The 21,014-nt window shown below is 72.8% G+C and carries 18 protein-coding genes; 4 read left to right on the forward strand and 14 right to left on the reverse strand.

Annotated elements, in window-relative coordinates; all coding sequences use genetic code 11:
- Nucleotides 1–129: 129 nt before the first annotated feature.
- The 9 genes from AB0A74_RS09260 to AB0A74_RS09300 form a co-directional block, all read right to left on the reverse strand.
- A complete protein-coding gene (locus AB0A74_RS09260) occupies nucleotides 130–1,209 on the reverse strand; it encodes a glycosyltransferase family 4 protein (protein WP_358248323.1) in 1,080 nt (359 codons plus the stop codon).
- Nucleotides 1,206–2,294, reverse strand: coding sequence for a glycosyltransferase (locus AB0A74_RS09265; RefSeq protein WP_358248324.1), 1,089 nt, complete (start codon nucleotides 2,292–2,294; stop codon nucleotides 1,206–1,208). Before AB0A74_RS09265 ends, AB0A74_RS09260 begins: the two co-directional genes overlap by 4 nt.
- The gene (locus tag AB0A74_RS09270; protein WP_358248325.1) at nucleotides 2,291–3,697 is read right to left on the reverse strand and encodes an oligosaccharide flippase family protein; all 1,407 of its coding nucleotides are present in this window, start codon (nucleotides 3,695–3,697) and stop codon (nucleotides 2,291–2,293) included. Before AB0A74_RS09270 ends, AB0A74_RS09265 begins: the two co-directional genes overlap by 4 nt.
- Nucleotides 3,694–4,821 (reverse strand): glycosyltransferase 87 family protein, encoded by a 1,128-nt coding sequence (locus AB0A74_RS09275; protein ID WP_358248326.1) that lies wholly within the window; start codon nucleotides 4,819–4,821, stop codon nucleotides 3,694–3,696. Before AB0A74_RS09275 ends, AB0A74_RS09270 begins: the two co-directional genes overlap by 4 nt.
- Nucleotides 4,822–5,176: 355 nt before the next feature.
- Nucleotides 5,177–6,001: a hypothetical protein gene (locus tag AB0A74_RS09280; protein ID WP_358248327.1), complete on the reverse strand. Its 825-nt coding sequence runs from the start codon at nucleotides 5,999–6,001 to the stop codon at nucleotides 5,177–5,179.
- Nucleotides 5,998–7,047: a glycosyltransferase gene (locus AB0A74_RS09285; protein ID WP_358248328.1), complete on the reverse strand. Its 1,050-nt coding sequence runs from the start codon at nucleotides 7,045–7,047 to the stop codon at nucleotides 5,998–6,000. The genes AB0A74_RS09280 and AB0A74_RS09285 overlap by 4 nt, the downstream gene beginning before the upstream one ends.
- Complete coding sequence (locus AB0A74_RS09290) at nucleotides 7,022–8,182, reverse strand: O-antigen ligase family protein (RefSeq protein WP_358248329.1); 1,161 nt, start codon at nucleotides 8,180–8,182, stop codon at nucleotides 7,022–7,024. Before AB0A74_RS09290 ends, AB0A74_RS09285 begins: the two co-directional genes overlap by 26 nt.
- Nucleotides 8,179–9,123 (reverse strand): polysaccharide deacetylase family protein, encoded by a 945-nt coding sequence (locus tag AB0A74_RS09295; protein WP_358248330.1) that lies wholly within the window; start codon nucleotides 9,121–9,123, stop codon nucleotides 8,179–8,181. Before AB0A74_RS09295 ends, AB0A74_RS09290 begins: the two co-directional genes overlap by 4 nt.
- Nucleotides 9,120–9,947, reverse strand: a complete 828-nt coding sequence (locus AB0A74_RS09300) for a hypothetical protein (RefSeq protein ID WP_358248331.1) — start codon at nucleotides 9,945–9,947, stop codon at nucleotides 9,120–9,122. The genes AB0A74_RS09295 and AB0A74_RS09300 overlap by 4 nt, the downstream gene beginning before the upstream one ends.
- A gap of 217 nt (nucleotides 9,948–10,164) precedes the next feature.
- On the opposite strand from AB0A74_RS09300, the gene AB0A74_RS09305 reads away from it, so the two are divergent.
- The 3 genes from AB0A74_RS09305 to AB0A74_RS09315 all read left to right on the forward strand — a co-directional run bounded on the left by AB0A74_RS09305 (nucleotide 10,165) and on the right by AB0A74_RS09315 (nucleotide 13,286).
- Nucleotides 10,165–11,595 carry a GMC family oxidoreductase N-terminal domain-containing protein gene (locus AB0A74_RS09305; RefSeq protein WP_358248332.1) on the forward strand — a complete coding sequence of 477 codons (1,431 nt, stop codon included), beginning with the start codon at nucleotides 10,165–10,167 and terminating at the stop codon, nucleotides 11,593–11,595.
- A gap of 171 nt (nucleotides 11,596–11,766) precedes the next feature.
- A complete protein-coding gene (locus AB0A74_RS09310) occupies nucleotides 11,767–12,330 on the forward strand; it encodes a helix-turn-helix transcriptional regulator (RefSeq protein ID WP_358248333.1) in 564 nt (187 codons plus the stop codon).
- Nucleotides 12,327–13,286, forward strand: a complete 960-nt coding sequence (locus tag AB0A74_RS09315) for a hypothetical protein (protein ID WP_358248334.1) — start codon at nucleotides 12,327–12,329, stop codon at nucleotides 13,284–13,286. The genes AB0A74_RS09310 and AB0A74_RS09315 overlap by 4 nt, the downstream gene beginning before the upstream one ends.
- Here AB0A74_RS09315 and AB0A74_RS09320 read toward each other — a convergent pair.
- The 3 genes from AB0A74_RS09320 to AB0A74_RS09330 are packed head-to-tail and all read right to left on the reverse strand — an operon-like array spanning nucleotide 13,264 to nucleotide 16,797.
- Complete coding sequence (locus AB0A74_RS09320) at nucleotides 13,264–14,739, reverse strand: sugar ABC transporter ATP-binding protein (RefSeq protein ID WP_358248335.1); 1,476 nt, start codon at nucleotides 14,737–14,739, stop codon at nucleotides 13,264–13,266. The genes AB0A74_RS09315 and AB0A74_RS09320 overlap by 23 nt on opposite strands.
- Nucleotides 14,739–15,779 (reverse strand): sugar ABC transporter substrate-binding protein, encoded by a 1,041-nt coding sequence (locus AB0A74_RS09325; protein ID WP_358248336.1) that lies wholly within the window; start codon nucleotides 15,777–15,779, stop codon nucleotides 14,739–14,741. The genes AB0A74_RS09320 and AB0A74_RS09325 overlap by 1 nt, the downstream gene beginning before the upstream one ends.
- 19 nt (nucleotides 15,780–15,798) lie before the next feature.
- The gene (locus AB0A74_RS09330; RefSeq protein ID WP_358248337.1) at nucleotides 15,799–16,797 is read right to left on the reverse strand and encodes an ABC transporter permease; all 999 of its coding nucleotides are present in this window, start codon (nucleotides 16,795–16,797) and stop codon (nucleotides 15,799–15,801) included.
- A 154-nt stretch (nucleotides 16,798–16,951) separates the two neighbouring features.
- On the opposite strand from AB0A74_RS09330, the gene AB0A74_RS09335 reads away from it, so the two are divergent.
- Nucleotides 16,952–17,758, forward strand: coding sequence for an SDR family oxidoreductase (locus AB0A74_RS09335; protein ID WP_358248338.1), 807 nt, complete (start codon nucleotides 16,952–16,954; stop codon nucleotides 17,756–17,758).
- A 79-nt stretch (nucleotides 17,759–17,837) separates the two neighbouring features.
- On the opposite strand, the gene AB0A74_RS09340 is transcribed toward AB0A74_RS09335, so the two are convergent.
- Together AB0A74_RS09340 and AB0A74_RS09345 are read right to left on the reverse strand one after the other, a co-directional pair.
- Nucleotides 17,838–19,940, reverse strand: a complete 2,103-nt coding sequence (locus AB0A74_RS09340) for a right-handed parallel beta-helix repeat-containing protein (protein WP_358248339.1) — start codon at nucleotides 19,938–19,940, stop codon at nucleotides 17,838–17,840.
- A gap of 58 nt (nucleotides 19,941–19,998) precedes the next feature.
- Entirely contained in the window at nucleotides 19,999–21,012 is a 1,014-nt protein-coding gene (locus AB0A74_RS09345; protein WP_358248340.1) for a hydroxyacid dehydrogenase, read from the reverse strand.
- Nucleotides 21,013–21,014 lie beyond the last annotated feature (2 nt).

Here is a 21,014-nt window from a genome sequence, read left to right on the forward strand (position 1 = left end):
GACACTGGGCGGAGTGGCGAGGCGGCGAACGACCAGCGGGGTGGCGGGGAAGTCCGGCCCGAGGAGTCCGCCCGCCACCAGGACGACCTCGAAGCGCCTGCGCGCGCCGGAGGACGCCCGGCTGTCGGGTCAGGACAGCAGTTCCCGGTAGAGCGCGAGGTGGCGGGCGGCGCACACGTCCGGCGCGAACCGGGCCCGGGCGCGGTCGGCCAGGACCGCGCCGCGCGCGCCGGGGTCGGGGTCGGCGAACAGCGCCCGCAGCCTGGCCGCCAGCCCGTCCACGTCGCCCGGCTCGGCGAGGCCGCCGTGGTCGGACAGCATGTCGGCCACGCCGCCGGTGTCCGTGGCCACCACGGGTTTCCCGGCCGCCATCGCCTCGGCGACCACCAGCGGTTGCTGTTCCATCCGCGACGGCAGCACCAGGGCGTCGTGGCAGGCCAGCTGCGCCGGCACGTCCGACCGGAAGCCCAGGAACCGCACCCGGCCGGGCAGGTCGCGCCGCGCCCGCCGCTCGGCCTCCACGCGCACCGGCCCGTCCCCGACGACGGTCAGCGACGCGTCCGCGGGCATGGTCCCGGGCCGCGCCAACGCCTCCAGGAGGGTGAGCAGGCCTTTGCGCTCCACCAGGAGCCCGACGAACACCAGCCGCCGCACCGGTCCGGTCGGCGGGCACGACGGCGGCAGGTCCACGCAGTTGTCGATGTGCGTGACCCGCCGCGCCGGCACCCGCAGCCGCCGCACCAGGAACTCGCCCATCGCGGGCGCGGGCACGATCGTCCGGTGCACGAACCGCGCCACCCCGGCGTCCGCCGCGAGCACCGTCCGGGTGTACTTCGACGGCCCGGACGCCCCGGCCCGGCCCCGGAACCACGGTTCGGCCACGTCGTCGGGCACCCCGTGGTAGGTCTGGACGACCTTGTGCCGCAACCGGAGCCCGGCGCTGACCAGCCCGGCCCGCCGGTCCTGGGCGTGCACGACGTCCGGCTCCCACGCCCGCAGCGCGTCCCGCGCCTGCCGACCGGCCTTCAGGTCGCCCTTGGTGGCCACCGACACCTCGGTGTGGTGGCCCTTGATCAGCTCCGCGCCGCGCGCCGGCGCCGGCCCGAACACCCGCACGTCGTGGCCGAACTCCAGCAGCGTCGCCGCCAGCCGCACGGTCACGTCCACCGGACCACCCCGGTCCTGCGTCACCAGGTAGGCGACCTTCACCGCGCCCCTCCCACGAGCTTGTCCACCAGGGTCGCGACCTGGTCGCACACCCTGGTCGAGTCGAACAGGACTTCGGCGCGCCGCCGCCCGGCGAGCCCCTCGCCCGCCGCCAGCACGGGATCGGCGAGCCGGGTGGCGAGCGCCGCCGCCAGCGCGGGCACGTCCCCGGCGGGCACGACGGCCCCGGCGTCGCCGACGCTCTGCCGCACCCCGCCGACGTCGAACGCCACCACGGACCGGCCGCTGGCCATGGCCTCCAACGGCACCAACGCCATGCCCTCCGCCCGCGACGGCAGCACCACCACGTCGGCGGCGGTGTAGAAGTCGGCGACCGCGGTGTCGTGGCCCCACCAGCGCACCGACCGGTGGTCGCCCTCCGCCCGCCACCGCTCGCGCATCGGCCCGTCACCGACCAGCACCAGGTGCGCGTCGGGCACCCGTTCCAGCACCGAAGGCCACGCCCGCAGCAGCTGGTCCTGGCCCTTCAGCGGAGCCATCCGCCCCACGCACACCGCCGTCGGCACGTCCGGCAGCCCCAGCCGCTTGCGCGCGGCGACCCGGCTGCGCGGCTTGAGCAGCCGGGTGTCCACCCCGTTGCACACCACCTCGGCCGGCGTCGTCACGCCCACCGCGCGGCCGGCGGCCAGTTCGTCGTCGCTGACGCACACGAGCTGGTCGGTCCACCGCGCGGCGAACCGCTCCCACGCGGCCGTCGCCTGCTTGAGTGCCCCGCCGGCGCTTTGGAAGGACCACATGTGCGGCTGGAAGATCGTCGGCCGCCGCCCGCGCACGGCCAGCCGTCCCGCCAGGCCCGCTTTGGAGCTGTGCAGGTGGACCAGGTCGGGGTCCAGCCGGTCGAGGATGCCCCTCAGGCTCCGGGTTTCCGCGACCGTGGCGGGCCCGGGGCTCCGGGTGGCCGCCCACGGGTGCACCGGCACGCCGGCGTCGCGCACGCGGTCCGCGAGCCACCCCGGCGGGCACACCACGTCCACCCGCCAGCCCCGCTCCCGCTGTGCCGCGGCCAGTTCCCGCACCACCGCCGCCACCCCGGCCTCGACCGGCTGGGACACGTGCACGACCCTCATCGACGCACCTCACGCAGTTCACGCACGGTGCGGCGGTCCACCAGCAGGACCACCGCCGTGTAGCCGAGCACCAGGACCAGACCCCCGGCGACCACCCCGGTCGGCGACGGCCCGAACAGCGCGCCCACCGGCCCTCCGATCGCGAGACAACACGCGGCGCCCAGCGCCGTCGTCAGCACCGCCCGACCCAGCCGCGGCGGCGCGAGACCGTTGCGCCGCAACACCGACCACGTGACCGGGACGAGCACGCACACCACCGCCGCCTGCGTCACCGCGACGGCCACCACGCCGTGCCGGGTCACCACGGCGAGCGCCACCACCAGGGAAACCAGGTGGGTCAGCTCCAGCGCGAGGTAGCGGCGGGCGTGCCCGGCGGCCCGCAGCACCTGGTACCACAGGTGCAGAAGGCCGAGCCCGAGCCCGTAGACGGACAACGCCACCAGCGGGACGGCCGCCGGCGACCAGCGCGCGCCGAACACGTCCACCCGCTCGGCCATGGTCGCCGTGACGGCGTACAACCCGCCGGTGACCACCAACACCGCCTGGGTGAACCGTCCCACCGCGACCGGCACCTCATGCGCTTCCCCGGCGCGGATCAGCCGCGTGCACAACGGGAACACCACGCCGCCCAGCACGACGGCGACCACGATGTAGGGCACCCACGCGATCCGGTAGGCCAACGAGTACACGCCCACCGCCTCCGGGCCGAGGACGTGCCCGATCGCCAGGTAGTCGACGTTGACCAGCAACACCGCGACCAGCGCCCCCGGCCCCACCACGGCGATCCACCGCGACGCCTCGCCGGCGGCCCGCACGTCCCAACCCGGCCGGACCCGCACCCCGACCGCCATGCCCAGCACCGGCAACGCCACCGCCGTGACCAGCAGCCCCACCACCAACGAGACCGGCCCGGCCCCACGAGCCGCGAGGACTGTCGTCACGGCCGCACCGAGCAACGCACTGCCCGCGTCGGGCACCAGCCGACGCCGGAAGTCCAGGTCCCGGTGCATCAACCCGAGTTGCACGCCCCCGGCGGCGGTGAACGGAAGGCTCAGCGCGGCCAGTGTGATCAGCGGTGCGGCCTGCGGCGCGTCCAGCGCACGCGCGAGGACGTCCGCACTGGCGACAATCGCCACCGCGAGCACGACGCCCGTGCCGACGCTGAGGACGAGCAGGGTGCCCGCGACCCGGTGCGGGTCGAGGGTGGTGCGGCTGATCACGTCGTAGACGCCCATGGATTGGACGACGTGGCCGATGTTGACCAGCGAGACGGTGAGCGCGACCAGTCCCAGCCCTTCTTCGGTGAGGAACGCGGCCAGCGCCAGCGTGACCGCGACCTGGCCGGCTTTGCCGATCAGGTTCACCAGGAAGAGCCACAACGAACCGCGCACAGCGCCCGTCATGCGCGAAGTCGGCTACGCGCGAAGACCACCAACGCCACCCAGGCGAGCACGACCGCCACCCCGTCCACGGTCACGCTGGCCCTCACGCCACCGAACTCGCGGATCACGGTGTCCACGAAGTACAGATGCGCGAAGGGGACCACCAACGCGACGACGGCGACCCCGAGCCACCGCATCTCACGACGCCGTCGCCACCACACCACCGCGGCGGCCGCCATCGCCGGCACCGCGATCAACACGTCCCCGGGCTGGTGAACCACAGCGACGACAACAGCCACACAGGTCAACAGGTCGGCCGCCCCGGTGTCGTCCTGGATGCGGTCAAGCCGCCGAACCAGGACCGCGCTGACCGCCAACACCGCGACCAACGCCACCACTTCGGCGGCAGGCGGCAACCACCCGGTGACCCGGAAGACGACCGCCGCGACGTCCACCCGCTGAGCCGTCATCGAGTCAACGGCCCCATAGGCGGTCTGGGACGCATGTTCGAGGTTCCGCGAGATCACATCGAGGAAGCCGCCGATGCCGTCCCGAGCCACCAACGGCACCAATGCCACCAGACTGGCCCCGGCAGCGATCCCGGTGCCCCCCAACGCGACCCGCCAGGACCCCCGAGCACACAGCAGAACCGCCAACGGCAACCCGAACTGCGGCTTGAGCCAGGCCAACGCCAAGGCGAGCGCGGCCCACCGGGGATGCCCGGTCCGAGCCAACAACGCCCCGGCCGCCCCGACCGCCAACAACGGATTGACCTGACCCACGTACAACTGGGCCTTGCCGACCTGACTGGTGACCAACAGCGCGGCCACCACGACCGTGCCGAGCACCCAGGGAACCCGAACCCGCCCTGCGGCCATCACCGCGAGGACGACCAGCAACACCAGCGAGGCGAGCGCGAACGACACAGCGCCGACCCGATAGCCGGGCAGCGCGAAGGGCATGTGCAGCAACAGGTGGTAGGGCTGGTAGAGGTTGAAGTTCTGCCGAACAGGCCAGTGCGCGAACATCACGGCGGGGTCGTAGGGGTTGCCGCCGGCGAGGAACTCGCGGATGGGGAAGTACAGAGCGTCCCGAAAGTCCTGCATCCGCTCTTCGGCGAGGTTCCCGGTCCCGGGCAAGGGCACCTCGACAGCCGGCCGCAAAGCCCGCCAAGCCCCAAAGCCCCCGACCACCCCGGCAACAAGCCCCCCAACAACCCGAACCCGCGCCCCCACCCCACCCCGCCCAGCCGCCGCGCCGCGCCCAGCCGCCGGAACCGCTCCCGCCGCGCCGGCCGCTCCCGCCGAGCCGGCGGCCCCCGCCGCCCCCGCCGCCTCCGCTGGTTCAGCCGGAATTGTCGGTGCCCCGTGGGACAATGGAACCGGGGGCCGGAGGCCGCGCCCATCACCGCTCATACCGCCGCCACCTCCACGCTCACCAAGCCCGAACCCACCGCGCCCATGCCCTCACCCCAACCCGCCGCGCCCACACCCGCCGCGCTCACGCCAGCACCACCGCCACCACCGTCGTGTCCGCCGGCCGCGCCCCCACGACGCTCGCCAGCTCCTCCCGCCCGCCGTCCCGCGGCACCACCGCGACCAGCGCCACCCCGTCCGCGGGCTCGGCGGCCTTGTCCGGCAACGCCTCCGCCAGCTCGTCCGCCCGCCCGGCCAACTCCGGCACCACCGGCACCACCCGCACCGGACGCCGAGCCGTCGCGCACAGCACCGTCAACCGCTCGACCAGCGCCGGGTCGTCGTCCGGCACGACCGCCACCGGGTGCCGCACCCCCGCCGACGCCAACGCCGCCCGCACCCCGTCGACCGCCCGCGTCCCGCGCAGGTGCCGCACCACGGCCACCGCCGCCCCGGCGACCACCGCCGCCACCAGCGCCAACCCGATCGCCAACGGCCAGTCCGGCGCGATCCGCGCCACCGCCGGCGCGTCCAGCACCCGCAACTTCCCGGCCGGCGCCAACAGGTCCGCCTCGACCACCGCCGCCGCCACGGCCGCCGCCTCGTTGCTCGCCTGCCCCGCCGCCGGCGCCCGCACCGACAACCGCGCCAACCCCGACGCCGGCACCAGCTCCACCGACACCCGCTCGGCCGACGTGCCCGCCTTGCCCACCACCGCCGGGCTGCGCGCCACCTCCACCAACGCGGGCAACGACAACGCCACGACCTCGCCGTACTGCGGCCCCTGCGGCCCGGCGAGCAGGCTCACCCGCGCCTGGTACTCCTCCCCGGAGAACGCGGTCGCCACCACGACCACCGCGCCCACCAGCACCCCGATGGAAGCGCTTTCCACCAGCGCCCGCAGCTTCACCGCCGACCTCCCCAGCTCCGCAACAACTCGTCGTAGGACCGCATCAGCGCGCGCGGGTCGTGGGCCGCCAGCACCGCCGCGCGCCCGGCCGCGCCCATCGCCGCCCGCCGGTCGGCGTCGAACAGCAACGACCCGAGGGCCTCCGCCGTCGCCGCCGGGTCCCGCGGCGGCACCACCACCCCGCCACCGCCGGCCAGCGCCTCGCCGACCCCGTCCACGTCCGTGGCCACCACCGGCCGCCCGGCCGCCAGCGACTCCAGGACCGCCACCGGCATGCCCTCCCAGTCGCTGGTCAGCACGGTCACGTCGCACGCCGCCAGCAGGTCCGCCGCGTCCGGCCGGTTGCCCAGGAACCGCACCCCGCGCACACCCCGCCGCTCCAACGCCGGCCGCAGCGACCCGTCCCCGGCCAGCCACAGCTGCGCGCCCTCGATCCGCTCCCACGCGTCCAGCAGCACGTCGTGCCGCTTCTGCGGCTCCATCCGCGCCAGGCACAGCGCCACCGGCACGTCCGGGCCGACGCCCAGCGCCGCCCGCACGGTCGCCCGGTCCACCCGCGGCTCCTGCGGGAACACCGCGTTCGGGATCACCACGGACTCCAACCCGGCCGCCCGCAACCGCGTCGCCGTCGCCGCGGCCACCGTCACCACCGCGCCGGACGTCCGCCGCAGGATCCGCGCCGCACCCGCGTAGTCCCGCTCGGCCACCCCGTGGAACACCGTCACCAGCGGAACCTTCTTCGGCACCAACGCCAGCCGCGCCACCATGCTCGCGGACACGTTGTGCGCCAACACGACCTCGGGGTCGAACCCGCGCACGGCCGCCCGCGCCGCCGCCGTGGCCCGCAGCACGCCCACCGGGCGACGCCGCGCCACCGGCACCGGGAACGTCGGCACGCCCTGCCCGCGCAGCACCTCCGCGCGGTGCCCGCCGCCGCTGGCCACGGCGCTGTGCCAGCCGAACTCGGGTCCCGACCGGGCCATGCCGGCCACCAGCGCCTCGGCCCCGCCCGTGCCCATCTCAGCGATCACGTGCAGCACACGCATCGGCTCTCCTCACACGCAGATCGGCCGCGGCGACCACCGCGACCAGCGACCACAGCGGCAGGTAGTACTGCTGGGACAGGAACGTCGACGCCACGACCACGGCGATCAGCGACGCCTGCACGGCCGCCATCTCCCGCCGCCCACCCGCGCGCAGCACGCGTTCCGACGACAGCGCCGCCACCGCCAGCAACCCGGCGAACAGCGCGAACCCCGCCACCCCCAGCTCGGCCGCGACCTCCAGGTACATGTTGTGCGCCACCGGGGTCTGCTCGTCGACCTCGGCGTTGCGCGAGAACGCGGGGTAGTGGTCCCGGAACCCGCCCGGCCCCACCCCGAGCGCCGGGTGCGCGGACACCATGCGCGCCGCGGCCTGCCACCGCAGCCCGCGGGTGTCCACATTGGTCCCGGCGATGTAGCTCTTCTCTTGCAGAGCGCGGTCCAGCGCCGGTCCGGCGAACGCCAACGCCCCGCCCGCCACGACCACCAGCGCCACGACCCCGCCGAGCACCACTTTGACCGGTACCACCCGCCGTGCCACCAGCCAGACACCCGCCGCCGTCAACGCCAACGCGCCACCGCGCGAGAACGTCGCCGCCGCCCCCGCCGCCAACACCAGCGCCAGGACGGCGCTCACCCAGTGCGGCGACTTGATCGCGACCAGCAGCGGCAGGGCGGCGACCAGGAAGTACGCGAGGTCGTTGGGGTCCTCCAACGGCCCGCTCGCCCGTGCCTCGCCCTGCGCCAACAGGCTGTAGAGCGCTCCCACCGCCGCGACGGTCGCTCCGGCCACCGCCGCGCCCAGCAGCGCCCGCACCGGGACCTCGCGCGCCACGACGTCCACCAGGATGACGGTCAGCAGCAGGAACGGCAGCCACCGTTGCAGATAATCGACGGCGTACGGTCCGCCCGCGTGCAAGGCCGTGGAAGCCAGCAACACGACCGCGAAAGCCGCCAGCACGCCGTGCAAGGGGTGCGGCGTGACGAACCGCCGCTCGCGCACCCGCGTGACCACCCAGGCCAGGGCCAGCGACGCGGGCGCGACCTTGGCCAGGTGGCCGTGCGCCTCCAGCAGGTACCCCTCCAGCGGGGCCAGCGCCACCGTGGCGCACGCCAGGACCCGCAGCAGCACCGTCATCCCGACCGTTCCAGCCGTCCGACGTCCCGCACCGGCAGTCCGGGGTCGAGGGAGGCCACGTGCGCGCCGGTCCCGACGACGTCGAAGTGCCGCCGCAGCACGCCCAGCACCCACCCGAGCAGTTCGACCTTGCGCGCCGACGGCACCGCCATGCCGGGGAAGAACTCCATCCCGGGGGCCTCGGCCGCGCCCAGCACGTCGGTCGGGTGCAACAGCAGTGACGGCGCGACGCCGGTGAGCCTGCACAAACGCAACGCCGTCTTGAAATATCCGCGCGCCAACGACGGCGAGATTTCATGCAGTTGCAGCAAGTACGAACCGTGGATCGGCACGCGGAGCAACGGCATCGTGGTGACCGGCAGCTCCACGACCCCGTTGTGCCACCGGTACGGCCGGTTGGGCGCGCGGACCTTTCCGAACCCGCCGAACAGTTCGTTGCTGTCCTCTGTGGAGGGTGCGTTCCTGTTGTGGTAGAAGCGGGCCAGCGGGCCGATCCACGTGGGCAGCGTGCTGGCGTCGTACGCGTAACCGCGCGTGGCCAGCACGTCCAGCAGTTCCGGCGTCACGCTGTACCCCGGTCCGCGGAACCCGACCGGGCGTGGCGCGCCGGCGGCCACGATGGCGTCCTCGGTCCGCGCGACCTCGGCCTCCAGTTCGGTGCGGGAGTACCGGTGCAGCCAGGGTTCGTGGCCGAACGAGTGGTTGGCGACCTCGTGCCCGGCGGCGGCGATGGCCGCGACCGCCGCCGCGCCGTCGTCGCGCACCGCGTCCGCGCCGACCACGAACACCGTCGTGGTCAGGCCGTGCTCGCCGAAGACCTCCAGCAGGCGGGGCGTCGCGACCGGGAGGAAGCTCGGCCGGCGTTCCCACGCCGGGTCGCCGTGGGTCTTCAGGTAGGCCCAGAGGTTGTCGAGGTCGAGGGAGACGCTGGCGACGGTCACGCCGGTTCCTCCGCCGGGACGGGCTGGGGCGCCAACCGGGCCGCGTAGCCCAGCGCCAGCACGCCGGCGACGACCAGCGCGACGCCCACCGCCACCCACCACTCGCGACCGGGGGCGATCCGGTCGCCCATCGCGGCGATGCCCACGACGGAGGTGAGCACGACCGTCACCGAGTCCATCGTCGCGACCGTGGACGTGGCCGACCCCCGTTGCAGCGCGGCGGCCATGCAGGCCTGGCCGACCAGCGCCGCCGCGATCATCAGCCACACCAACGGGTAGTAGGGCAGCGACAGCAGCGGTTCGTCGGCCAGCGACCGGCTCGCGATGGCGACGATGGCGTACCCGACGCCGGCGGCGACCGCGATCGGCAGCACGCCCTTCGCGCGCCGGGACACGACGAAGATCGCCACGAGCGGCAAGCCCAGCAGCAGGAACCCGGTGTCCACGGGGATGTCGTCGGCGACCGAGGGCGCGGACGCGCCGGCCAGCAGCACCAGCCCGACGGCCATCACGACCAGCACGACGACCTCGACCGGCCGCACCCGCCACCCCAGGGCCAGCACCCCGAACACGGTGGCCACGCCGACCGCGCACGACGACCCGGCCTGAACCAGGTACAGCGGCAGTTCGGCGCGCGCGAAGAAGGCGAGCGCGAACCCGCCGACCTGGCCCGCGAAGCCGAGCAGGTAGAGGCGGTCGCCGGCGAGGCGGGCGAGCAGGCCGAAGCCGTGGCCCGGGCGGGCGCGCCGGGCGGCGACGGTCTGCGCCACGATGCCCAGCGCGTACATCGCCGTGGCCGCCGCGAGGGCGAGATAACCGGGCACGCAACAACTCCCTGCGACTGTCCCTGCGACATTTCAACCGGCGGCAGCGTACGGCGTCATATTCCGTTGCCTGATCGGGCGATATGGCAATTACTCGATCAGGTGAAAGAGTGTTCGCTTTGTTTAGCGGCCTGTGATCCTGGGGATGCGCTTCTGGTCAACGATCGTGCGCTGCGGTGCAATCCGGGTGACAGGACGGTCCGCTGGACTGGGTCGCATGGCGGACTTCGTGGTGGTGGGCGGCGGCACGGCGGGGTGCGTGGTGGCGCGGGGGTTGCTGGACCGGACCGACGGCACCGTGCTGCTGCTGGAGGCGGGCGACCACGACACGAACCCGGCCATCCACGACCCGTTGCGCATGCACGAACTGTGGGACAGCCCCCAGGACTGGGGCCTGCGGACCGTTCCCCAGCGCGATGCCGGCAACCGCGTCCTGCACCTGCCGCGCGGTCGCGTGCTGGGCGGTTCACACGCTTTGAACGCGATGATCCACGTGCGCGGCAACCCCGCCGACTACGACGGCTGGGGCCAACCCGGCTGGTCGTGGGCCGACGTGGAACCCCTGTTCCGCCGCATCGAGTCCGGTCCGCTGCGAATCCTCCGCGAGTACACCGCCGATCCGGTCCAGGACGCCATCGTGGAATCGGCGCGGCGGGCGGGGATTCCGTACAACCAGGACTACAACTCCGGTGTTCAAACCGGCGTGTCGCACATGCAGTTCACCATCGCCGACAACAAACGCCTGACCACGTCCCGCGCCTACCTTGGCCCCGTGCTCACCCACCCGCGCCTGACCGTTGTGACAGGCGCACACGTGCGACGCCTGCTCTTCTCCGGCACCCGCTGCACAGGCGTCGAATGGACCACCGGCTCCACCGTGCACCGCGCCGAGGCCACGGAAGTCATCCTCAGCGCCGGCGCGATCGGCTCCCCACACCTCCTGCTCCGCTCCGGCATAGGCCCCGCGCGGGACCTGGCCGGCCCCGTGATCGCAGACGTCCCGGACGTGGGCGACAACCTCCAGGACCACTGGCTGGTCCCCACGGTCTTCACCACCGACCACGAGATCACCCACACCCCGGGCCTACCGCACGCGCAAACACACCTGTTCTGGCACAGCCGCCCGGGCCTGCCGACCCCAGACCTCCAGCCGCTGCACTTCAGCGTGCCGCTGTACGAGCCGTGGATGAGCGGCCCACCCAACGGCTTCTCCCTGATGGCGGGCCTGATCCGTCCCCGCAGCACCGGCCGGGTGACCCTGGCTCCCGACGGTGGGACGTCGATCGACCCGCGGGTGCTATCCGAACCGTCCGACGTCGATGCGTTGGTGGAGGCCGTAGAGCTGTGCCGCGAGATCGGTCACGGGTTGGCCGGGGGCGGCGCGGGGGAGTGGGGCGCGGTCGAGCGGTACCCCGGGCGGGTCGAGCTGCGCGACTACGTGCGGCGCTCGGTGGTGACGTACCACCACCAGGCCGGGACGTGCGCGATGGGCACGGTCGTCGGCCCGGACCTGCGGGTCCGCGGCGTGACGGGGCTGCGGGTGGCGGACGCGTCGGTGATGCCCGAGGTGGTCTCCGGCAACACCAACACGCCGACGGTGATGATTGCCGAAAAGGCGGTAGACCTGATCACCACCCAACCCACCTGACCGCCCCCGGGACAGTCATCCGGCAGACCCCATCGCCACCACCTACCCCAACCCGACAACACCGGCCGCCGCTGCCCGCCGTCGTAGCCCGCCGCCGCTGCCCGCCGCCGCTCGACACCGACCACCGAGAACCGGGTTGCTGATAGACGTATTCGTCTATAAGGTCCGAGCGTGCCCCTGGACGCCTCCCGCAACCCCCTCGTCCTCCCGATCCTCGGCCTCCTCCTCGAACAGCCCGCTCACGCCTACGACGTCACCTCCCGCCTCCGCGACCGCTACGGACCCGACCTCGGAGCCACCCGCAGCACCGTCACCTCCCTCCTCAAAACCCTGGAGCGCAACGGACTCGTCACCTCCGAAGCGCCCGAGCGCGTCGGCAACCGTCCGCCACGCACGGTGTACGACGTGACCGAGACCGGGCTCGACGACTTCCGGGCCAAGGTGACCGAGGGTCTGCGCAACGCCCGGACCGCCTCGACCGACTTCACCCTGGCCATCGCCTACGCCGGGATCGTGCACCTCCGGCAAGCGCTGTCCATCGTGGACGAGCGGATCACCAGGCTGGACGCGGACCTGGCCGCGCTCGACGCCCACCCGGACGGCGTCGCCGAAGTGCACATGCTGGAGGCCGCCTACTGGCGGACCATCGTCACCGCCGAACGCGACTGGCTCACGGCCTTGGCCCTGCGCATGCGCTCCGGCGACCTCGACTGGACCGGAGGGACGACCCCGTGAAGTTCGGCATCTACCCCGGCGGCCGGGCGGGTGTGGTGTGCTCGCGCCCGCCGGATCGTGACGCCATCGGCCGCCTGGTCGCGGAACTCGCCCAGGGCCGGCCGTTCGTGGTCCGCGAGTACGTGCACTTCCTCGGCGACCCGGGACGGCCGGAAGTCGCCGCCCTGGGCGCCCAGGAGGACCTCGACCACCTCACCATGCCCGACGACTGGTATCGCGAGCACGAACTCGACCTGGTCGTCAGCTACCTCCCGGCCGAAGCCGACCCGCGCGGCTGGCTGGACTTCCTGACCGCCGTGATCGACCGCTACGGCCACCTGACCCGCTACCTCCAGGTCACCCTCGAACCGAACTTCCCCATCCCGCTGATCGACGGCAGCTCACCGGGCGTCCTCGACGCCCTCACCCGAGGCGTCCCGCACGCCCGCGAAGCCCTGGACGAACGCGGCCTCACCCACACCCGAGTCGGTTTCTCCGTGGCCGAACCAGCCGAGTGGCTCGGCGGCGACGACGCGTTCTGGGAGCACCTGTCCCGACAACGGGACTTCGCCGAGCACGTCGACTACGTCGGTCGCCTCTACCCCGACGCGTTCTCCCCGGTGCCGCTGGAAGCCGTCGCCCCGCTCACCGAACACGCTTTGCACCACCTGCGCCACAAGTCCCTGCCCCGCGCCGGCCTCCAGCACGTACCCATCCACATCGCCGAGAACGGCACTCCGAGCACCCCGAGCACCTCGTCGCCGCAACGACAAGCGGATTCGTTGACCACCATGCTGCACACGGTCCTGGACAACGCCGAAGGCCTGAACATCACCCTCTACGAGCAGTTCAGCCTGCGCGACGCGGACAGCGCGTCCCCGGAACCCGTGGGCACGCTCGGGCTCGTCACCGATACGTACGAGCCCAAGCCCGCCTTCGCCGCCTACAAGAACGTCATAGCGACCCGGTGTTCATAGTCCGCAGGACCGTGTGCTGGTCGAAATCGGTCAGCTCAGCGCACACCCGCCCCTTGTGGAACACGACGACCCGGTCACACGCCGCCACCAGCTCGTCCAAGTCCGTCGAACACAGCACGACGACCTTGCCCTCGTCCGCCACCGCTCGCAGCAACGCGTGGATCTCCGCCCTGGCCCCCAGATCGACCCCGCGCGTCGGGTCGTCCAGCAACAGCACCGACGGGTCCGCGGCCAGCCACTTCGCCAGCACCACCTTCTGCTGGTTCCCCCCGGACAACAGACCGGCCCTCAACTCGACGTTCGCCGGCCGCACCCGCACCCGCTCGGCCAGCTCCGCCGCCGACGCCCGCAACGCCCGCGTGCTCAACACCCCGCGACCCGCCAACGCCACCGGCCGCACCTGGGCGACGTTCTCCCACACCGGCTTGTCCAGCATGAGCCCGACCCGCCGCCGGTCGCCGGACACCAGCGCCACGCCCGCGGCGATGGCCGACCGGAACGACGACGCCGACCCGCCCCCGGGCAACTCCACCGTCCCCGCCGAAGGTCGCCGCAGCCCCGCGACCACCTCCAGCACGGCCGTGTGCCCCGACCCCGCCAACCCGGCCAACCCGACGATCTCCCCACCGGAACACGTCAACGAGACATCCGCCAACCGGTCGGGCACGCTCACCCCGCGCAGCTCCAACCGCGGCCCCACGCGCCTGCTCACGCCACGCGACACGACCGGCAAGTCCTGGCCCAGCATGGCGTGCACGATGTCACCGATGTCCAAAGAGGACCGCGGCTGGGCGTCGAGCACCGTCCGGCCCTCGCGCAGCACGGTGATCTCGTCGCACAGGTTCATGACCTCTTCCAGGATGTGCGACACGAACACCACGGCCACCTGCCGGTCCCGCAGCACGCGCAGGATGTCCAGCAGCCGCTCGGAGCTGCCCGCGTCCAGCGCGGACGTCGGCTCGTCCAGGATCAGCACCTTCGGCTCGACGACCAGCGCCTTGGCGATCTCCACCAGCTGCCGCTGCGCCAGCGACAGGCTGCCCAGCCGCGCCCGCGGGTCCACGTCCAGCCCCAGTTGGCGCAGCACCGGCTCGGCCTTCGCGAGCATCGCCCGCCGGTCCAGCAGGGGACCCCGCGTCGGCTCCCGCATCGGGTACAGGTTGGCCAGCACGTCCAGGTCCGGGAACAGGTTCAGCTCCTGCGACACCACGGCCACGCCGTGCGCGGCGGCGTGGGCGGTGCTGGCGAACGCCACCTCGGCGTCCGCCAGCCGCAGGCTGCCCGAGTCCGGCGCGACCGCCCCGGTGATCACCTTGATCAGCGTGGACTTGCCCGCGCCGTTCTCGCCGAGCAGGGCGTGCACCGAGCCGGGGCGCAGGGTCAGGTCCGCCCCGGCCAGCGCCGTGACGCCGCCGTAGGCCTTGGTGATCCCGCGAGCGGTCAACGCGTGCATCAGTTGGCCTCCCCGAGGGGGCGCAGGTGGGCGGTCGGGTCGGCGAGCTGCTTCTCCGTCTCGGCCTTGAACGCGGCCTTGCGGCTGTCCTCGTCCTTCTGCCGCGTCATGATCTGGTCGATGTTGGCCGGGTTGACCACCAGCGACCCGGTGTTCCACCAGCCCTTGGGCATCGGCTTGCCGCGCTTGTGGTCGATCAGCAACCGCAGCGCCACGTACCCCTTGAGCCAGTGCTCCGGCGAGGCCAGCGCGAACACGTACCCGTCCTTCACCGCCTGCAGCGCGGCGGCGTCCGGGTCGCACGAGCCCGCCAGGAACCGGCGGCCGGTGTTCTTCTGGATCAACGCCAGCGACACCGCGTCCTGCGCGCCGACGCCGAGGTAGGCGATCGCGTTCGGGTTGGCCTTGACCAGGTCGTTCCACTTGGTGAAGTTCGACGTCGGCTCCGAGCCGGAGTCGAACGGGCCGAGCACCTTCAACCCCGGCCGCTTGGCCTGGATGACCGACTTCATGCCGTCCAGGCGCTGCTGGAGCAGGGTCAGGCCCGGGATGGCGTTGCCCAGCACGACGTCACCGGTCGCGTTCTCGGGGACCTGCTTGACGAATTCCTCGCCCAGCGCCTTGCCCAGCTCGGTGTTGCTGTTGCCGATGTAGAGCTCGACCTTGGTGCCCGCGGGCGGCACGGTGTCCACCGCGACCACCGGAACGCCCAGGTCGGCCGCCTGGTTGAGCGGGCGCACGAACAGGTCCGGGGTCAGCGTCTCCAGCGCGACGCCGTCCTTGGAGTTGCGGATGGCCGACTGGAACAGCGCCACCTCCTGCGGACCGTCCACTCCGGACGGCGCGCTGAGCGCCAGGTCCACGCCGCCGGCGTCGCCCGCGGCGGCCTTCGCGCCGTACGCCATCTCCTGGAACGGGTTCTGCGTCGACGTGGCGTAGACGAACGCCATCTTCAGCGGCGCGTTGGGGGACGACGCCGCGCCGCAGCCGGCCAGCAGACCGGCGGCGGCCAGCGCCGCGACGTACCGATGGGCACGCATCTTGGACCTCATCTCCTCACTACAGCCCGAGCATCGATTCGCGCGCCCGCTGCCTGGAGCGCAGCGCGCTGTCCACCCCGACCGCCAGCAGGACGACGAGTCCGGTGGCGAAGGAACTCCAGTTCGCGGGGATGCTGAAGTACACGAGCCCGCTGGACACCACGCCCAGGAGGATCGCGCCGAACACCGCCCCCACCACGGTGGCCACCCCGCCCCGCAACGGGGTCCCGCCGATCACCGCCGCCGCGATGGCCTGCAGCTCGAACCCGATGCCGATGTTCGGGTCGCCGGAGGTGAAGAACGCCAGCCCCAGCACGCCCGCCAGCCCCGCGACCGCCCCGACCAGCACCAGCACGTACAGGCGGGTGCGCGGGATCGAGATGCCGGAGAACGCGGCGGCGTCCGGGTTCGACCCGATCGAGCGAACCCGGTACCCGAACGGCGTCCACCGCAGCACCACGGTCAAGCCGACCGTGACCACGACCAGGATCCACACGCTGACCGGCAGCCCGAGCAGGTCCCCGCCCAGCACCGAGAAGAACGAGTGCTCCAGCGGCAACCCGGTCACCTGCTGCCCGTCGCCCAGGGCGACCGCCAACCCGCGGTAGAGCTGCATGGTGGCCAGGGTCGCGACGAACGCGGGGATCGCGATGTGCTGCACCACCAACGCGTTCGCCAGCCCGAGTACCGCCCCGAGCGCGATGCCCGCCAGGCACGCCAGCCACGGGTCGAACCCGTCGCGCATGAGCAGCGCCGAGGTGATCAGCGACAGGCCGAACATCGCGCCCACCGACAGGTCGATCTCGCGCATCGCGAGCAGGAACGCCATGCCGGCGGCGAGCAGCGCCACGTAGACGGAGTTGTTCAGCACGTCCTTGAGCTGGCCGACGGTCAGGAACGCGGGCCGCAGCACGCCGATCAGCAACACCAGCACGATCGTCGCCACCAGCACGCTGCTCGACTCCGCCCGCAGCACCCTGGCGCCCCTGGGCACCACCCTCCGGTCCACCTCGGTCATGCCCGCCTCCGTCCGCCGGTCCCGCTGTGCGCACCAGGGTGCTTTCCGGGCGGTGGGGGCCGCTTGCCCCGAGGTGAACACCGGTTGACTGCCGGCGCACCGGCTGTGTCCGGGGCCACAGCGCGGCGGCGCGGTCCGCCTACCGTCTGCGGACATGGGCAACATCGAGGGCATGGTGGCGCTGGTGACCGGCGCGGGTTCGGGCATCGGCGAGGCGGTCGCGCGCCGCCTCGACGCGGAGGGCGCGCGGGTCGCGGTGCTGGACGTCGACTCGACCGGCGCGGAGATCACCGCGGGCCTGCTGACGCGGGGCATGGCGGTGGTCGCGGACGTCTCCGACTCGGGCCAGGTGGACGACGCCGTGCAGGCGGTCGTGGAGACCTACGGGCGGTTGGACATCCTGGTCAACAACGCCGGGATCCGGGGTGGTGTGGAGGCGGACGAGGCGTTCGCGCGGCTGACCGCGCGGGTGGAGGAGTCGACGACCGGCGAGGCCACCACGGTGCTGGACGCCACGGTGAACATCAACGACGAGGCGTGGCACCGGATGCTCGGGGTGCACTTGGACGGGACGTTCTACTGCACGCGTGCCGCGCTGCGGCACATGGGGCGTGGGTCCTCGATCGTGAACATCTCGTCGGTGTGCGGGTTGGCCGGGTGTGCGCACTTGCCGCACTACTCGGCGGCGAAGGGCGGGATCGAGGGGTTGACGAAGGCGGTGGCCCGCGATGTCGCGCCGCTGGGGATCCGGGTGAACTGCGTGGCGCCGGGGTACGTGGAGACGCCGTTGGGGGACGTGATCGCCCCGGTGTTGCGGCGGGATCTGGAGCGGCAGATCGCGTTGGGGCGGTTCGGGCTGCCGGCGGAGATCGCTTCGACGGTGGCGTTCCTGGTGGGGCCGGACGGGGCCTACCTGACGGGGCAGACGTTGAGCCCGAACGGCGGCTCACTGATCAGCTAGCGGACGAGGCGCGGTAGCTCAAGGCGACAAAACCCTGGAGGAAGGGCCCCGCACCACCGGCACGGGGCCCTTCCCCACCTCAGGCGATTTCCATCGCGAACACGTGGATACCGGCCGTGGCCAACGGCCCACCCACGTCAGGCAACGTCACCGACGCCACGGTCTTGCCCGGGTCCAACGCCACCGACGTGGACCACAACCGCACGTCCTGCTCATCCCGCCCCGTGGCGGCGTTGTTGTAAGTGGTCGGCGGCTTGTTGTGGTACGCCATGAACGCGGCCTGGGTGTTCCCCGGGATCGCCGTGGCCGCCCAGAAGTCACCGAACGACAACGTGAAACCGGACGAAGTCCCGTCCGTGTAGTTCACCACCCCGGCCCCGCTCTGGGTCCCGAACGTCGCCGCCCCCAGGAAGGCCAGCTTCGTCCCGGACCCCGACACGGCGATCTTCTGCCCGGCGGCCTTCACGTTGTCCGGGAACCCGTAGTACCGCTGCGGCCAGTCGAAGACCACGCCGCCGACGGTCGCACTCGGGTACTTGATCCCCGCCGCCTCCAACGCCTGCCCGGAGAAGCTCCGGCCGCTCTTCGAGATGCCGCCGGCCTTCGGGTTGAGGTCGTTGCTGATCCCCACGTTGTTGAACGCCTCCCGCAGCGACCCGTACACCTTCGCGGCGACCCCGGACCCGTTGTCCGCCCCGATGTTCACCTTGCCGTCGGCCCGGGGCACCACCGCCCCGAAGTAGTCCCGGCCACCGGCCTCGGCGGCCACGACACCAGCCCCCAGCGCGGGCGAACCCGTGGTCAGCTTGTAGCCGGCCACGCTGTTGAACCCGGCCCCACTCCCACCGGCGTGGTTCAACTTCGGATCGGCCGCCACCGCCCCCGGGTCACCCGACGGCGCGGTGAACCCGCCCCAGTAGAGGTTCGAGCGGTAGCCGACCCCGGTCCCGACCGGCAACGACCCGTGCTGCGACACGAAGATGTTGTTGGCGAACAACGAAGTCGCGGTAGCGCCGATCGGCACCTTCACGTCGAACGGCCGCGCCATGCAGTAGAACGTGTTGTTGTAGTACACCGAGTGCGAGTACTTGTCCCCGTCCGCCGCGATCCGGCAGTCGTCCTGCGACACGTTGTACCGGATCACCTGCTTGGCCTTGTAGTTCGGGTACTCCGTGCAGTGCTGGCACCCCAGGAAGAAGCCGCCGGCGTTGTTGCTGGAGAAGTTGTACTGGTACGTGCACGTCCCGACGATGCCGCCGTCGCAGTCCCACGCCGTCGAGTCGTAGATCGACGGGTAGCTGCGCGTCACCTCGTTGAACTGGAACACCGGGTCGCGGGAGTTGATCGGCCACATGCCCGCGAAGTTCCCCGCGACGAACGGGTACGCGCCGCCACCGAGGTTGTCCGCACGGTTGTGCTCGACCAGCGGGGCGTCGGAGCCGTGGACCACGATGCCGTCGCCGCCGACGCTGATGATCTGGTTGCGCGCGATGTGCACGTTGGTGTGGTACTGCGCGGGCTTGATCGACAGCTTGATCCCGCCGCCACCGGTGTCGTGGACGTGGTTGTCGGTGATGGAGATCCCGGCGATCGCGCCGGCCGTCGGCGTGCCGAGCACCGAGATGCCCGCGGACCGGGCGAACCAGCCCGCGTTGGTCCCGGTCTTGTCACCCCACCCGGCGACGTTGTCCACCTCCAGCCCGGTGATGGTGATGCCGGCCTTCGCGGCGGCGGTCGTGGTCTGCACGCGCACGCCGGTCCGCTCCGCGCGCGACCCCGGGTTGGTGACCCGGAGGTCGCGCACGGTCCAGTGGCTGACGTCCTTGAGCAGCACGGCGTCCATCACCGCGCCGCCACCGTTGACCACCGGGCGGGCTCCCGTCCCGTACGCGCCCAGCGTGATCGGGGACCCGGCCGCGCCCGACCCCGACGCCACGAACTGGCCGGTGCACGACGTGCCGCGCTTGAGCAGCACCGAGTCGCCCGCGCCGAACGTCCGCGCGTTCACCTGCGACAGCGCGTTGAACGGCGCGGCCTGGGTGCCCAGCGGCGACCCGGTGAACGAGCAGTCGACGTAGTACGCGGTGGCGGCCGACGCGGCGGGGGCGACGGCGACCGCCCCTCCCGCCACGACTATCGAGGTCAGACCGGCTTGCAGGGCGCGGCGCAGACGAGAACTCACGTTGGTCTCCTGTCATGCGGGAAGCGGTCGTGCGGGGGAGCGGTCGTGCGGGGAGCGGTCAGGCGGAGCGGTCGAGCACCTCCGGGAGGACCCGGTGGGACAGGGGCAGGCCGCGGCCGAGCCGGTCCAGCTCGTCCAGGGCCTGGGCGGTCATGCGGGTCAGCTCGTTGCCCAGCGAGCCCGCGATGTGCGGCGTGAGCACCAGGTTCGGCGCGGTGAACAGGGGCGAGTCGGCGGGCGGCACGTCCGGGTCGGTCACGTCCAGCACCGCGTGCAGCCGCTCGGCGAACAGCTCCCGCAGCAGCGCGGCCGTGTCCACCAGCGACCCGCGCGAGGTGTTGATCAGCGTCGCGCCGGTCGGCATCAGCGCCAGCCGCCGCGCGTCCATCAGGTGCCGGGTCTCCGGCAGCTCCGGCGCGTGCAGGCTCACCACGTGCGACGTGCGGACCAGGTCGTCCAGGCCGACCAGCGCCACCCCCAGGGACGCCGCCTCGGCCGCGGTCAGGTACGGGTCGGCCACCACCACGTCCAGGTCGAACGGCCGCAGCAGCTCCACCACCCGGCGACCGATCTTGGACGCGCCGACCACGCCCACCCGGCGCCGGTAGTTGCCCAGCCAGGGGAACTGGGCCTGCCAGTCCTGCGGCTCGCGCGCCTCCCGGTAGCGGGCCGCGATGGCCGGCACCCGCTTGTTGCTCATCAGGATCGCGGCGAGGGTGTACTCGGCGACCGGCAGCGCGTTCGCCGCCGCCGCCGAGGACACCGCGATGCCGCGCCGCCAGCACGCGTCGGTGACGTGGTGCTTGACCGAGCCCGCCGCGTGCACCACGGCCCTCAACCGGGGCGCGTCGCGCAGGACCTGCTCGTCCACCGGCGGGCAGCCCCAGCCCGTGAACAGCACCTCCACCTCCGCCAGCGCCGCACGGGCCGAGGCGGTCGTGAAGTCCTCCACGACGAGATCGGGATCGGTGTCGGCGACGGAGACCAGGCGCGCGCGGGCGTCCTCGTCCAGCAGCCACCGCGCCACGTGGCGGTGCATGGCCACCAGCGTCCGGGGACGAACGTGTGTCACGT

The organism is Saccharothrix sp. NPDC042600, from assembly GCF_040647305.1.
In the GTDB taxonomy this organism is placed as follows: domain Bacteria; phylum Actinomycetota; class Actinomycetes; order Mycobacteriales; family Pseudonocardiaceae; genus Actinosynnema; species Actinosynnema mutabilis.